This is a genomic window from Peribacillus sp. NPDC096447, assembly GCF_044762725.1.
GTDB lineage: Bacteria > Bacillota > Bacilli > Bacillales > DSM-1321 > Peribacillus.
In genome coordinates, this window is the sequence record NZ_JBIWEV010000003.1 from 367383 (window position 1) to 382109 (window position 14727).

Consider the following 14727-nt stretch of genomic DNA (forward strand, 5'->3'; position numbering starts at 1 on the left):
ACTTTCAAACACCATATCTAATAGTTTATTATTGGAGAATTGTCCAGTATTCATCTTAAGCTCCTTTGCCTAGAATCCTTTACCATATAATACCACGCATTTTGTTCAATATATATTTACGAAGTGAAAATTTATCAAAAATCACAACTAAATAAAGTGTTCATTAAAAGAAATCGGTGGAGATATTATGTGCCCTCCCTAGCGTAATCAAACGTCTTTTCACGCTTCTATAGATGACTTCATTTATAGAAAAAAAAGCCTGGCAACCTTTTTTATAGTTGCTAGACTCAAAGATTCAACCCCAATATATTAACGGCCTTAATGATTATAATCCATATTATTTGAGCTATAATTATAAGGTATTACAACTAATAATGATTTATTAAATACTCATTTTGTTCGAACAATACGGTAAAAATATAATTAACTAATATCCTAACAATACTTAAAACTAAAAAATTCAACTTTTCCATTTCTCTTACAATACTCTTCAAGTGCTTGGTCTATACGAATCGCTGTAGTCTCGTCTTCAATAAATACTGGTATAGTTCATTTTTTGCCGACTTGCTTCAAATGTATAAGATTCGAGTAAATTCTAAGGCCGTTTCAGTGATTTTTTTATTTTTGCTTACTTTTGGTCAAGTTCACGGACATCCTTGGCGATTTCCTTAATTGGTTTTTCATCGGCACGATTAATCACGGGAACTAACAAAGGATCCCCCTAGTTGAGGGATGCTTTGTTTGTTCTATTTTAAGGTTTGTTTAATAGGCAGCCAGGTCACGCAGTGCCTTTTCCACTTTTTCTGGATTCACCATGAATGATTTCTCTAATGATGGTGAATATGGCATTGCAGGAACATCCGGACCCGCGAGTCTCATGATTGGGGCATCGAGATCGAAAAGGCAGTTTTCTGCAATGATCGCCGATACTTCACTTATGATGCTCCCCTCCTTATTATCTTCAGTAACCAATAGGACTTTTCCTGTTTTAGTTGCAGCTTCCATAATGGCTTCTTTATCTAATGGATAAACGGTTCGTAAATCAAGGATATGAACAGATATGCCATCACTGGCCAGCTTTTCAGCTGCCTGAAGCGCAAAATGAACACAAAGTCCGTAAGTAATTACTGTAACGTCCTCGCCTTCACGTTTTACATCCGCTTTACCAATGGGTAAAACATAATCATCATTCGGCACTTCTTCTTTAATTAGGCGATAGGCTCGTTTATGTTCAAAGAAGAGGACCGGGTCATCATCGCGAATGGCTGCTTTCAATAACCCTTTCACGTCATAGGGTGTAGAGGGCATGACAATTTTAAGTCCCGGTTGATTGGCAAAAATGGCTTCAACGGATTGTGAATGGTATAACGCCCCATGTACGCCCCCACCGTATGGAGCTCTGATGACGATAGGGCATTGCCAGTCATTATTGGAGCGATAACGGATTTTTGCAGCTTCTGAAATGATTTGGTTGATTGCAGGCATGATAAAATCAGCGAATTGCATTTCCGCAATCGGCCTCATTCCATACATGGCCGCGCCGATGCCAACTCCTGCAATTGCGGATTCAGCAAGCGGTGTATCAATGACACGCTGTTCACCGAATTGTTCGTATAACCCTGAAGTCGCTTTAAAAACGCCGCCTTTTATCCCTACGTCCTCACCTAATACAAATACACGGGAATCACGTTCCATTTCTTCCCGCATCGCCATTATCACCGCATCTATATAAGATATCACTGCCATTTTCTTTCCTCCTTACCTTTCTGCGTAAACGTACTTAAAGAGCGTGTCTTCATTTGCAAATGGAGCATTTTCCGCATAATCCGTCGCTTCGTTCACAACTTTCATTATTTCCTCATTCATTTGTTTCTCCATGAGATCATCCATTACTCCTGCTGCTTTTAAATAGGCGCCAAAAGTAATGATCGAATCTATTTTTTTTGCCTCCGATACTTCATCAGGGGACCTATATTGACTATCATCATCATCACTTGAGTGTGGTGTAAGCCTGTATGAAACCGTTTCGATTAAGCTTGGGCCTTCACCGCGCCTTCCTCTCTCAGCCGCTTCTTTCACCACCCGGTATACTTCGATCGGATCATTTCCATCAACCGTCACCCCTGGCATGCCGTAACCAATGGCCCTGTCGGACACTTTTCCGCAAGCCAATTGCTTTTCAATCGGGACGGAAATGGCATACTGATTATTCTCGCACATCAAGATGACCGGAAGTTTATGTACACCTGCAAAATTCGCTCCTTCATGGAAATCACCTTGGTTTGATGAACCCTCTCCAAATGTAACGAATGAAACAATATTTTTTCCTTCCATTTTCGCAGCGAGTGCAATCCCCACTGCATGTGGCACTTGAGTGGTAACTGGCGAAGATCCCGTCACGATGCGATTCTTTTTTTGCCCAAAATGCCCAGGCATTTGACGCCCGCCTGAATTAGGATCTTCTGCTTTGGCAAAACTGGATAACATTAAATCCCTGGCGGTCATCCCAAACGCGAGCACCACTCCGAGATCCCGATAATAAGGAAGTACATAATCCTTTTCACGATTCAATGCAAATGCAGCCCCCACTTGTGCTGCTTCTTGCCCTTGACAAGAAACGACAAATGGAATTTTTCCAGACCTGTTCAACAGCCACATCCGTTCATCAATTCGTCTTGCCAACAACATAACTCTATACATCTCAAGCACCTGCTCATCACTCAGACCTGCCTGTAGATGACGATTTTTATCCATATCTCATCATCCCTCCTAATACCTAATAATAAAAACATTTCCCTGTTTTAATTGGGCCCTGTATCACAAATTACCAATCTTTCTTATTAGCTGTTTGTTTGTCTCGCAAACTAAAATCCTGTTATGTATCTACGGAAGAAAAAATCTTATATGTATACATGCGCTTTCCATTTAACACCCATACATTCTCATTTGCGTTATCATCTAGTATTATTACCTGGTACTAACTCAATATTATCCTAACACTTTTCATCTCACATTTTCAAGTTAATTTCACTTTGTATGGGTTGTTTTCACGCGAAAGCCTTGCCTGACTTTAAAACTCATTTCCATATATGCACCAAAGACTAAACACTGGGGTGTTGAAGTTATTTTTTTGTTGACTAAGCGGATATATAGCTGTAAATTAAAATGATTCATAAAATTAAATGTTCGTAATGGAACAGTTCAAAACAGAAAGAATGGTGAAGTTGAGTGGAGAATGAAAAACAATTAATGCGTTCCGTACAACTATTGCGTTCATTTTGGAACGTACAGAAAAATATAATGCGGTTCGTTCAAAAGACTGCCGCAGAAAATGGATTAACAGTTCCCCAATATTCCATTTTGATGACCATTACCCTTTACAAAGAGACCACTCAAAAAAATGTCGGGGAGAAAACATTTCTTCCAAAAAGTACCTTGAGCCAAGCGGTCGATGGTCTCGTTCGCGCAGGCATGCTCCATCGTGAGCATGTGGAGGGCAACCGGCGTGAGATTCAGTTGTCAATCACAGATCAGGGGAAAGATTTATTAAAAACGATTCATTTTCACGAAGGAAGCATTCACCAAGTCTTTCAAACGGCCATTGAAATGCTTACTGAGGAACAGTTTGAAGAATTGATAGAAACACATCTTCAAATTACAAACTTTTTAGAAGCACAAGCAACTGAACAGGGAGAGTGTACAAAATGATAAAAATACTGAAAAATTTATCCGTTTATAAGTGGATTATTTCAGCCGTTATCGGTCTGGTTTTTATTCAGTCCATGTCCGACCTCTTTCTGCCTACACTAATGGCCGATATTATTGACAAAGGCGTCGTTCGAGGAGACACTCCTTATATTTTGAAAATCGGTGGTTTGATGCTGTTGGTTTCTGCACTTGGCGCTTGTGCATCCATAATCGCAAGCTACTATTCGTCCAAAGCGGCAATGGGGATGGGACGCGATCTCCGCCTGAGAGTCTTTAATCATGTTGAAAAATTTTCGTTACAAGAATTTGATGAAGTCGGTACGGCATCATTGATAACACGGACGACCAATGATATAACTCAAGTCCAGCAAGTGGTTATCATGATGCTTCGTATGGTTATCAGTGCACCCATCATGTTAATCGGCGGAGTGATCATGGCTGTATCCATGGATGCAAAATTATCCCTTGTCATTGTTGTCACAATGCCTTTGTTGATTGGCTCGATCTTGCTTATTCTATATAAAGGTGTGCCTCTCTTTCAAACGGTGCAAAAACGATTAGACCGGTTGAACCTTGTATTACGAGAAAATTTAACTGGTATTCGCGTCATTCGTGCCTTCAATCGTGAAACACAAGAGAAAGAACGTCTAAAGAAAGCGAATAAAGAATTGACGGATGTCTCAATCAAAGTCAATAAAATCATGGCCTTCATGATGCCTGTAATGATGCTTGTCATGAACTTGACGGTTGTTGGCATCATTTGGTTTGGTGGAGTTCGTATTGATAACGGTGGTATGCAGATCGGGGACTTAATGGCATTTATCCAATATGTTATGCAAATTATGTTCGCTCTCGTTATGGCATCCATGATGTTCGTTATGGTTCCACGAGCAGCCGTGTCGGCAACAAGGATAAACGAAGTCCTTGACATGAAACCTTCATTCCTAGATAAGGGGACAGAAAAGGCAGATCGTGAACACGGTACACTTGAATTTGAACATGTGACGTTCAGTTACCCAGGAGCAGAAGAACATGCATTATCGGATATTAGTTTTTCTGCAAGTCCTGGTGAAATCACCGCAATAATCGGTGGAACAGGTTCAGGGAAAACGACGCTCGTCAATTTGATCCCTCGCTTCTATGATATTTCAAATGGAACGATTCGCGTCAATGGTGTTGATATTCGTAAGTCATCACAAGATGAAGTTCGTTCAAAAATTGGCTTTGTACCACAAAAGGCCGTCCTCTTTACAGGTACTATCGCTGAAAACATTCGCTTTGGAAAACAAACAGCCACACAAGATGAAGTTGAGCATGCGGCTCGGATCGCGCAAGCGGAAGATTTTATCAGCAACATGAAAGACGGCTATCAGGCAGAAATCGATCAAGGCGGTTCAAACCTATCGGGAGGGCAAAAACAACGGCTTTCTATTGCACGGGCACTCATTCGGAAACCCGATATTTATATATTCGACGATAGTTTTTCTGCACTTGACTTCAAGACGGATGCCAACCTTCGTGCAGCCCTGAAAGATGAAACGAAAAATTCGACGGTACTACTCGTTGCACAACGTGTCAGTACCGTCGTGGACGCTGACCGAATCATTGTGTTAGACGAAGGCAAAATTGTAGGTATGGGAACACACCAAGAGCTGCTTAGTACAAACGACATTTACCGTGAAATCGCCTTATCACAGCTCACAGAGGAGGAAATTGCATGAGTAATCAAAAAAACCCTCAAGGCGGCGGTCAGGTTGGGCATGGTCCTGGTGGCGGTAACATGATGATGATGGGTCAAAAAGCAAAAGATTTTAAAGGAACACTAAAACGTCTATTGACCTATTTAAAACCTCGGCGCAACAAATTGATTTCCGTGTTCTTCGCTGCAATCATGAGTACGGTTTTTATGATTGTTGGACCAAAAATCATGGGAAATGCAATTACAGAATTATTCGAAGGAGCTTACGGGAAATTCCAGGGAATACCAGGAGCAGCCATTAACTTTGATAAAATTGGCCAAATCCTTCTACTCCTTGCCGGACTTTATGCTTTAAGCAGCCTTTTCAACTATGTACAACAATACATTATGTCAAGTGTTGCACAAGACACGGTATATGATCTTCGACAAGATGTGAACAAAAAGCTCGAGAAACTTCCACTCAAATATTTTGAAGGACGTCCAAACGGAGAAACACTTAGCCGAATGACAAATGATATTGATACAATCGGGAGCACCCTTCAACAAAGCTTAACGCAGTTCATCACATCAATCGTAACGATTTTGGGGATTATCATCATGATGCTTTCGATAAGCCCGTTATTGACATTAATCTCGATAGTCAGCTTACCTTTGTCAATATTTGCAATCCGGCCTATTTTAAAAAGATCCCAAAAATATTTTGCCGATCAACAGCGTAAACTCGGACAATTAAATGGTCACATTGAAGAAATATATACCGGCCATCAAGTCGTTAAAGCTTTCGGATATGAAAAAAAGGCGAGTGCCCAGTTTACTGAAGTTAATGAAGAATTGTATAAAGCGGGAAGCAAAGCCCAGTTTATATCGGGTATCATCATGCCCGTGATGTTCTTTATTGGAAATTTGAGCTATGTCCTCATCAGCGTTGTCGGCGGAATATTGGTAACGCAACGCTCGATTTCAATTGGTGACATTCAAGCATTCATCACATATTCAAAGCAGTTTACCCAGCCAATCACACAAACGGCTAACATCGCCAACATTATTCAGTCGACGGTTGCAGCCGCTGAGCGTGTTTTTGAACTGCTTGATGAAGAAGAGGAAATGAAAGAACAAACTACAGCTAAACTAAAAAGGGCAAATGGTGCTGTCTCTTTCGAACATGTGGACTTTGGATATGGGGAAGAAATATTAATTAAAGATATGAACATCGATGTCTTGCCTGGACAGACGGTCGCAATCGTTGGACCGACTGGTGCTGGAAAAACGACCATGATAAATCTCTTGATGAGATTTTATGAACTCAATGGTGGAAAGATTAATATTGATGGTCTTGATACGCGGAGTATGTCCCGTAGTGATCTTCGAAAGAACTTTGGGATGGTACTTCAAGATACCTGGCTCTTTAATGGCACGATTAAAGAAAATATCGCTTATGGCAAAAATGGAGCAACAGATGAAGAAATTATTGCAGCTGCTCGAACGGCACATGCCGACCATTTCATTCGGACACTGCCAGATGGTTATGAGACAATCTTAAACGAAGAAGCTTCGAACATCTCACAAGGCCAAAAGCAGCTTTTGACAATCGCCCGAGCGGTTCTAGCAGATCCACCAATCATGATATTGGATGAAGCGACGTCCAGTGTGGACACTCGGACAGAAGTCTTTATCCAAAAGGCCATGAACCGACTGATGGAAGGACGAACTAGCTTTGTCATTGCCCATCGTCTCTCAACGATTAAGGATGCAGATTTGATTCTTGTTATGGATCAAGGAAAAGTGATAGAGAAGGGAACGCATTCAGACCTTTTAAGGGAGAATGGTTTCTATGCAGAGCTATACAATAGTCAGTTCACTGAAAATGTAGCTGGATAATAAGAAAGAGGCTCAATTCCCAATCGGAACCGAGCCTCTTTTTTTAAATTTATTTCCAAAACCAGTATTAGCACTTTAACTAATGCTTCAGTCATCCATGAAGCGGATAACTTATAAACAGGATCAATACCCCCTTTTATTGCCCTTTTTCACAAATTCCCAATCTACCTCAATATTTTTTCTGACCCTTTGAAGAAGATGAAACATCGTTTCCGTTTCTTCCAAAGAAAATCCCGATAATGCAACCTTGTCGGTGTACTCTCCTTCTTTTTTCAAAAAGGGATAGACCTTTTCACCTTTATCGGTAGCATATAACTTTTTAATTTTTTTGTTTTCCTCATCATTTTTCTTTTCAATAAAACCTTGAATTTCCAGTTTTTTAATGGCCCGAGCTGCTGTCGTCCGGTCAACCTTTATCATCTCTGCTAACTTTTCCTGAATGATTCCTGGATTTTCACATATTCGAACAAGATACAAATACTGCCCTTTTGTTAGGTCAAATTCTTTAAATTCGATATTACTTATAGAGTCCAATGCCCTTGCTATCATTCCAATTTCACGGAGTATTTCTTTCATTCAAAAAGCCCCTGACTTTTTTGTTGTATTTACAACAAAATTAATTTCGTATATACTATAAAAAAGTTATACATATATTATGACTTGTCTTACTGAATAAATCTAGAAAAGGGATGAAGAACATTGGATTCAAAGAGAATAACTACAGAAAGTGATTTAAAAGTAGCCTTTCAAATCAGAAAAGAAGTATTTGTCGAGGAACAAGGCTTCCCTTTAGAAAGTGAATTTGATGAATACGATACACTTAATGCTTTATCTGAACACATATTAGTCTATTATAATGAAAAACCAGTCGGAACTGGGAGGTTAAGAGTTGTTGATGGTTTAGGAAAATTGGAGAGAATTTGCATCTTAGAGGCTTACCGTAAATTTGGTCTTGGAAAAATAATAATTAAAACGTTGGAAGAAATCGCAAAGAAAAAGGAAATATCCCAGGTGAAATTACATGGGCAAACACAGGCAGAGGGTTTTTATAAAAAACTCGGCTATCAGACTTCATCCGATGTCTTTATGGAAGATGGCGGTCCACATCTTTTAATGATAAAAAGAATTAATGAATGAAAAGTGTGCTAAATGTGAGTAAAACAAACATTAACCTAATTTGATGGGGATCATACTATTTACCCTTGGCTGTTCTTTAACCATAAAATATACTTACGTTGAACAATTGTAAATATAAAAAAAGACTATTTTCAGTCTTCTCAAACTGTAGACAAACTCGATGAAAATCAAGTTTGTCTACAGTTTTATGAGTGTTTGTAAAACCTCGACGTTGATTGGAACATAGGGCACTCGCTTTCCGCGGGCGGTCCGGGAGCCCCCTCGGCGCCTTTGCGCCTGCTGGGTCTCCCCTTTGACGCGCTTATCCCGCAGGAGTCTCGTACACCCGTTCCATTTAATATGGTCTAGGTCAATTGTTTTCTACATAATTGGTACTAGTTAATTTTAAACAAAGAAAAAAAGCTGATGTATCAGTCTTTTCAGGTGTAGTTATCTCGCACTGTCTTTGTCATTTTTCTTACCTCTTTCTTTATTACACCGTCTGTTTAGGATGCCCATCTGCAAGCAAATAGATATCAAGATAAAAACCTTTCTTAAAAGAATGGTTTTTAATTTAAATATTAAATCGCTTTGCACGCAACGATTTCATTAGCTTTTCATAAGTCATAAAAAAAAGGCAGCGTTAAGAATTGGCACGAACAAAAGACAAAGCCATTTATAAAACGAAAGTTATAAATGGCTTTATCTTTTTATTACATAACGGGTGCTTTTTCATGAACAAGCGGGTGAAGGGCCTGCGTTTCATCAATGTAAACAAAAGCATCATATCTATCTGACATTACAGAAGGTACATAGTTTCCGTATTGTTCATATTCCGGTCGGTATACAACCCCGATAGCCCGATGTCCAATTCTATCTTGGAATAGCTGACGATTTTCATCGGTGAAAATGAGCAACTTATCATACGCGCCTGAAAGGTGCATAGCCTCCTCCCAACTTCCATTCATAGCCGGGGGTACTGTTTTTATTTCAAAATCCTTGCCCCATTCATCTGCTGCAATAACAGTTCCCCTATAGGTTCCGAAACCTGTGATAAATACATCTTCAGTTGGGTTTTGTTCACGAATGACCTGGCCGACGTTAATCATCCCGGAATCTCTCATGTCTGTAGCGCTGGCATCGCCAACATGGGTATTATGTTCCCATACAATCGCCTTGCCTTCAGAACCGTAAAAATCCATAATTTCATTAAGTGCATCCACCATATGCATATCTCGAATATTCCATGATTTATCATCATGAACCACCATCGTCCTGTAATAATTTTCTGCATTATACGCTACCAATGCATTCACTTGAAGGTTCAAATTCAATTCTTCATGATGGGGGTATTTTTCTTTTTTTCGTTGAATAGTCGTCAGTAATTTGGCAACCTCCTCTATACAGTCTTCTGAAAAAATGCCTGCAGAAACTGCGTACTCTTCGTTATTCCGATTGAATGGCTCAAAACATGTGAACGCCTGTTTGGCAGCTTCGAGGTCAGGCGAATCAATTTGTTTTAAGTAATGGATGACTTCATCCATGGATTCCCAAAGACTATAGATATCTATCCCATAAAATCCAACTTTCGTTTGATTTTGTCCAGACTCATTGTATTCTTTCATCCATTCAATCAGGTCGATCATTTCCTCGTTTGCCCACATCCAGGTCGGCCAGCGGTCAAAACTTTTAAGTACATCCTTTGCGGATCTAGCCTCGAGGTCATAGCCTTTTACATACCTATTGATTGCCTGGCATGCGGGCCAATCGCCTTCAACGGCTACAAAAGTGAACCCTTTTTCTTGAATCAGTTTTTTTGTTATTTCAACTCGGGCCGTGTAAAACTCGGATGTTCCATGTGATGCCTCACCCAGCAAAACAAATTTGGAATTATTGACTTGTTGAACGAGCTTATCCCAATCTGCTTCACTTGTAAGCATGACTGATTGTTCGATTATTGACTGAACCAGATTATGATGCACTGTTTTTCCTCCTTGTTCTCTTACGAACATTATCGTTTATACTCAGCATTGTAAGAATTTGAACCTGCGTGTACGGACAGTAAAGTATCAGCGTATCCCACTAGACGATTTATAAGTTCATCACAAATAGAGTAAACCAGCTGAAAGTTTTCCACCTCAAATAAAACAGGGTCATCCAGAATGACCGTCGTGTTAATGAACATATCTTTGTTTCCATATAGATTGTAGTGAACTATAGCCTTTCCAGCAGCTCCACCAGTAACTGGATCATTAAAGCCGGGAATGAAAACAAACCATTCTTCAGCTGTAGCAGACCTGAAGTTTTTTGTGAAAGACATTCGCTCGGTTACCGTCATGATCTTTTTTAACTCTTCCGGATTCATATCCTTGATCTTGTTCATTCCATTGCCACCTTAACACCTGTTAATAATCTTCCGTTATATATTTTCCTTAAGTGACCCATCCTATAAATATTATTATAAAATGGTGACCTTCTCTGAAAAAAAGCAAGCCAGAACCCCTAGTTCGGAAATTAAGCTTGCACTGAATACGGACCCAGACAACAGTGTCATTATCTTGCATTGAGCAGGCTGTTATTAAATGCCGATAATCATGGAACTGCTGCATATAAAAATTATTATTGGGGTATCAAAAGAGGGAAGATAAAATCCCGGATTGGGTTGGACTGGTCTGGAGCGGAGTGGAGGAGTTGCTCATGGAAAAGATGAATCGGGGAATTTTAACGGCGCTGTCGGCGATCGGCATTGCGCAAGGGCTGAAAATTTTAACGCATTATAAACTGACGGGAAAGTGGGACTTGAAGCAGGCTTTCACAACAGGTGGCATGCCTAGTTCGCACTCTGCCGGTGTGGCCGCACTGGCATCCTATGTCGCAGCGAATAAAGGATGGCTGCATACGGAAACAGCGCTTGCGACAGTGTTTGGCGTGATTGTGATGTATGATGCTCAGGGGATCCGGCGCCATACAGGCGAAATTGCCAAGCTTGTGAATGACCTTGAAGATAATATGGCGAAATTTTCGGGAGAGTTTCCGAGCTTTGAATTTGTGGAGCGTGATAAGGAACTGAATGAACTGCTCGGACATCAGCCTGTGGAAGTGGGGGCAGGTGCGTTGCTTGGAGTGGTACTTGGACTTATCTCGGCTAAATTGGAGGATGGCAAGCCCTCCAAAACCAAAAGGCTGAAAACGTTGGGCAAGCCTAGATATTCCAGATCTTGAATAACATATATAATTTGATCATAACAATAGATTATATTAAAATATGCCTATGTTATAAACATAGACAAACTCTCCATTAAAAGTCGTATCATTGTATATACTGGTAGGATTTAAAATGACCTAGGCCTCTCATCTCTCTTAGAAAGGCATAGGTCATTTTATGTGCAAAATCAATTCTTCCGGGACATTTTCATTGCGAATGAGTACATATCAGATCGGAATAATCCTTTGTAATACTCTACTAAATTACCATCAGAATCAAAAATCATTCGTTCTGTAATCAACAAGCACATCGTTTCGGCTATACCTAAATGTTCTGCATCTTCTTTTGTTGGAAAGCCGCAGGTTATGATTTGTTCCGCTTCACAAAAGTCAATGTTTAGATCACCTTCGAGTGCATCATACAATACGGTTGTACTTAAATCGAATTTCGTCAATTTTTTTCCTAGGTCCAAAGAATAATAATGCAATTCAATGGCTATGGGGATATCCCCCTGTAACCGCAGCCTTTTAATATGGTAAGATTCATCTTCGAACCCATTTGCATCAGCAATATTTTCAGGTGTCATTACACGGCCATGATCTAGTAATTTAATTCCCATGCTTTTAGTGGTTTCAGTGAAACTTATCATCTTTAACCATTCTTGTACAGGTTTAAGGGAAACGAACGTTCCCTTTCCATGCCTCTTTTCCAATATTCCCTCACGAACCAGGATGGATACGGCTTCCCGTACAGTACTCCTGCTGACAGAATACATATCCATGAGTTCCCTTTCACTAGGGATTTTGTCTTTATAATAACCTTCCAAAATCTGATTTTCCAATATGGTTTTCAATTGAGCATGTAAAGGGATTGGATTTTTAAAGTCTAACTCCATAAAATTTCCTCCAAACAGAAAAAGACATCGTAATGTTCGTATCAGTTCTTATATTGTAAACCAAATAGTTATAATATTCAAACATGTCAACACTTATTTTTTTCCTTAAATTAGGATTTCGTCAAATTTCCACTCCTGCATTTCCAAAAACGTTTTCTTCGAATGAATAAAAAAAACCTGAATAGATTAATATATTCAGGGCTTATCCATATGCATTATTCATCACATTTTCAGGCTTATCTAACTGGGACAACAATGGAAAGCTTATATATTAAACGATAAAGTACGAAATGATGGAAAGCAGCAAAGAGGTAATTGTCATGGCTAAAAGAGGACGCATGGCTTTTGTACGCAGTGCCTGCAGGCTTACATTCAGTCCAAGACCGATCATGGCCATTGTCAATATAAATGTAGTCGTTTTCGAAATGCCATCCATTACGAGAGGAGACACCGTGATATACGTTCCAAACACATAGCTTCCAATTAGACTCATGATTATAAAACCAACGAGGAACCATGGAAAATCAATCTTGGCATCATGGCCCATCTTCCCGGATGTGCGTTTTTTCATCCAATACATAAAAATGAAACATAATGGGATAAGTAAAAAGACACGCCCCAATTTTGCGAGTAGTGCAATCGCTAGCGCATCTTCACCAGCCGGTGCTCCTGCCAATGCAACATGGGCGATTTCATGAAGGCTGATCCCAGACCAGATTCCATAATCCAAAGCAGACAGCGGAAGGATCGGACGTAAAAGGGTATATATAATCGAGAAAAGTGTTCCCATTAAAGCGATTATCCCAACGCCTATGGCTGTATCCTCTTCCTTCGCTTTCACGATTGGAGATATGGCCGCGATGGCTGCCGCTCCGCATATCCCGGTTCCTACAGCAAGAAGAAGGGAAATGGAAGCATCTGCCTTAAACCACTTTGCAATCAGGACCATCACGACTATGGCAAATGTTACTGTCCCTATGTCACGTACCAACAATGGCAGTCCTTGATTGAAAATCACATCGATATTTAATTTCAACCCGTATAAAATAATGGCAAAACGCAAAAGTTTTTTTGCGGAAAATTCAATTCCCGTCCGGAACTTTTCTGGATATCCCGCAATTTGACGATAAATCACGGCAATGATGATCGAGCATGCAAGAGGGCCGATTCGATTGAATCCTGAAATCTTGGACAGCCCCAAGCCTAAGAGGGCAATAAAAAAGGTGAAAGCGATACCGCTTAGCCACAAAAGCACCTTATTCTGAAGCGGTTTTTGCTGCACCTGAGGTGTTTCTTCCAGTGGCTCATATTTTTCTAATTCCATACATTCCTTCCCCCTTTCCAGATAAACTAAAGCCCAAATTACGTATCACCCCATCCTTTCAATCGTTTGAAAAAAATCGGTTTCTTCTATATTAGTAGGTGAATTCCCTTTGATAAAATACTCGGATTCCTTTAAAAAAGGCAAGCTAGGATTTTGATTCCCCCACAATTCAGGAACTGCTAGTGTCTGGGAACGATGGGACCTTAAGGCTCGGATCTTTTTCTGTAACGTCCCTGTTATATCCACTTCTGTGATACTGCTCAGCCCGTTTTCCTTAAACCATTCATCATAAAAAGCATGCCAAAGGACAAAGTACAGACTATGAACCTTAAAAGCTGGAAATACTGGATCTGGATAAAAATCGGGGTCACCGGATTTTAGAAAAGCAAATTCGGCAGCACGGCCAATCGCACAATGGTCTGGATGCCCCCCATATTTCTCATGGAATGTTACTAGTGCCTCCGGCTGAACTTCACGTATCACCTTTACGATTCTCTCCGCCAAAAGATCGAAGCTCTCAAATTCTATCGTTTTATCCCTTACGTTTAAAAATCGCAGGTTGCTGATCCCCAATTCTTCACAAGCGTTTTTTAACTCATTTACCCTTAGTCCGGGCAATGCCTCCCTTGTTGTAAGAATGGGATCTCCCATGCGCCTGCCCATTTCGCCTTTTGTCGCACATAGTAAGGTTATATGAACACCTTGCTCAGACATTTTAGAAATGGTTCCGCCACACAGGAATGACTCATCATCGGGATGTGCCAGAACCACCAATAACCTATGTTTTGATTGCATATTTCCTCCTACTCCGGATTCTTCAGTTTTCCCACACTGTTAGTCCCAATATCAAAAATGGACATGGATGTCAAAGCGGTTAGACAAATCATGCCCATCTTCATTTT

The 14727-nt window shown here is 40.2% G+C and carries 13 protein-coding genes; 5 read left to right on the plus strand and 8 right to left on the minus strand.

Annotated features, from left to right (window positions below; genetic code table 11):
* Positions 1–762: 762 nt before the first annotated feature.
* Positions 763–1746 carry an alpha-ketoacid dehydrogenase subunit beta gene (locus tag ACIQZD_RS13015; RefSeq protein WP_402903017.1) on the minus strand — a complete coding sequence of 328 codons (984 nt, stop codon included), beginning with the start codon at positions 1744–1746 and terminating at the stop codon, positions 763–765.
* 12 nt (positions 1747–1758) lie between these two features.
* A complete protein-coding gene (locus ACIQZD_RS13020; RefSeq protein WP_402903020.1) occupies positions 1759–2754 on the minus strand; it encodes a thiamine pyrophosphate-dependent dehydrogenase E1 component subunit alpha in 996 nt (331 codons plus the stop codon).
* 474 nt (positions 2755–3228) lie between these two features.
* Between ACIQZD_RS13020 and ACIQZD_RS13025 the strand changes: the two genes are divergently transcribed.
* Genes ACIQZD_RS13025 through ACIQZD_RS13035 form a run of 3 tightly spaced genes read left to right on the plus strand, consistent with a single transcriptional unit; the run spans position 3229 to position 7285 of the window.
* Positions 3229–3708 carry a MarR family winged helix-turn-helix transcriptional regulator gene (locus tag ACIQZD_RS13025; RefSeq protein WP_402903023.1) on the plus strand — a complete coding sequence of 160 codons (480 nt, stop codon included), beginning with the start codon at positions 3229–3231 and terminating at the stop codon, positions 3706–3708.
* Positions 3705–5429, plus strand: coding sequence for an ABC transporter ATP-binding protein (locus tag ACIQZD_RS13030; RefSeq protein WP_402903026.1), 1725 nt, complete (start codon positions 3705–3707; stop codon positions 5427–5429). Before ACIQZD_RS13025 ends, ACIQZD_RS13030 begins: the two co-directional genes overlap by 4 nt.
* Positions 5426–7285: an ABC transporter ATP-binding protein gene (locus ACIQZD_RS13035; RefSeq protein WP_402903029.1), complete on the plus strand. Its 1860-nt coding sequence runs from the start codon at positions 5426–5428 to the stop codon at positions 7283–7285. The genes ACIQZD_RS13030 and ACIQZD_RS13035 overlap by 4 nt, the downstream gene beginning before the upstream one ends.
* Before the next feature lie 123 nt (positions 7286–7408).
* Here ACIQZD_RS13035 and ACIQZD_RS13040 read toward each other — a convergent pair whose 3' ends face one another.
* Entirely contained in the window at positions 7409–7861 is a 453-nt protein-coding gene (locus ACIQZD_RS13040; RefSeq protein WP_063233436.1) for a MarR family winged helix-turn-helix transcriptional regulator, read from the minus strand.
* A gap of 123 nt (positions 7862–7984) precedes the next feature.
* Here ACIQZD_RS13040 and ACIQZD_RS13045 point away from each other — a divergent pair, with 123 nt between their 5' ends.
* A complete protein-coding gene (locus ACIQZD_RS13045) occupies positions 7985–8422 on the plus strand; it encodes a GNAT family N-acetyltransferase (RefSeq protein ID WP_402903033.1) in 438 nt (145 codons plus the stop codon).
* A 692-nt stretch (positions 8423–9114) separates the two neighbouring features.
* Here the strand turns inward: ACIQZD_RS13045 and ACIQZD_RS13050 are convergent.
* Positions 9115–10383 (minus strand): erythromycin esterase family protein, encoded by a 1269-nt coding sequence (locus ACIQZD_RS13050; RefSeq protein ID WP_402903036.1) that lies wholly within the window; start codon positions 10381–10383, stop codon positions 9115–9117.
* A 29-nt stretch (positions 10384–10412) separates the two neighbouring features.
* On the minus strand, positions 10413–10784 hold the full coding sequence (locus ACIQZD_RS13055) for a hypothetical protein (RefSeq protein ID WP_402903039.1): 372 nt from the start codon (positions 10782–10784) through the stop codon (positions 10413–10415).
* A gap of 314 nt (positions 10785–11098) precedes the next feature.
* Between ACIQZD_RS13055 and ACIQZD_RS13060 the strand changes: the two genes are divergently transcribed.
* Positions 11099–11623: a divergent PAP2 family protein gene (locus ACIQZD_RS13060; protein WP_402903733.1), complete on the plus strand. Its 525-nt coding sequence runs from the start codon at positions 11099–11101 to the stop codon at positions 11621–11623.
* A 170-nt stretch (positions 11624–11793) separates the two neighbouring features.
* Here the strand turns inward: ACIQZD_RS13060 and ACIQZD_RS13065 are convergent, their stop codons facing one another.
* The 3 genes from ACIQZD_RS13065 to ACIQZD_RS13075 all read right to left on the minus strand — a co-directional run bounded on the left by ACIQZD_RS13065 (position 11794) and on the right by ACIQZD_RS13075 (position 14620).
* On the minus strand, positions 11794–12501 hold the full coding sequence (locus tag ACIQZD_RS13065) for a GntR family transcriptional regulator (protein ID WP_402903042.1): 708 nt from the start codon (positions 12499–12501) through the stop codon (positions 11794–11796).
* A gap of 271 nt (positions 12502–12772) precedes the next feature.
* Positions 12773–13825: a YeiH family protein gene (locus ACIQZD_RS13070; protein WP_402903045.1), complete on the minus strand. Its 1053-nt coding sequence runs from the start codon at positions 13823–13825 to the stop codon at positions 12773–12775.
* 45 nt (positions 13826–13870) lie between these two features.
* Positions 13871–14620, minus strand: coding sequence for a PIG-L deacetylase family protein (locus tag ACIQZD_RS13075; protein ID WP_402903048.1), 750 nt, complete (start codon positions 14618–14620; stop codon positions 13871–13873).
* Positions 14621–14727 lie beyond the last annotated feature (107 nt).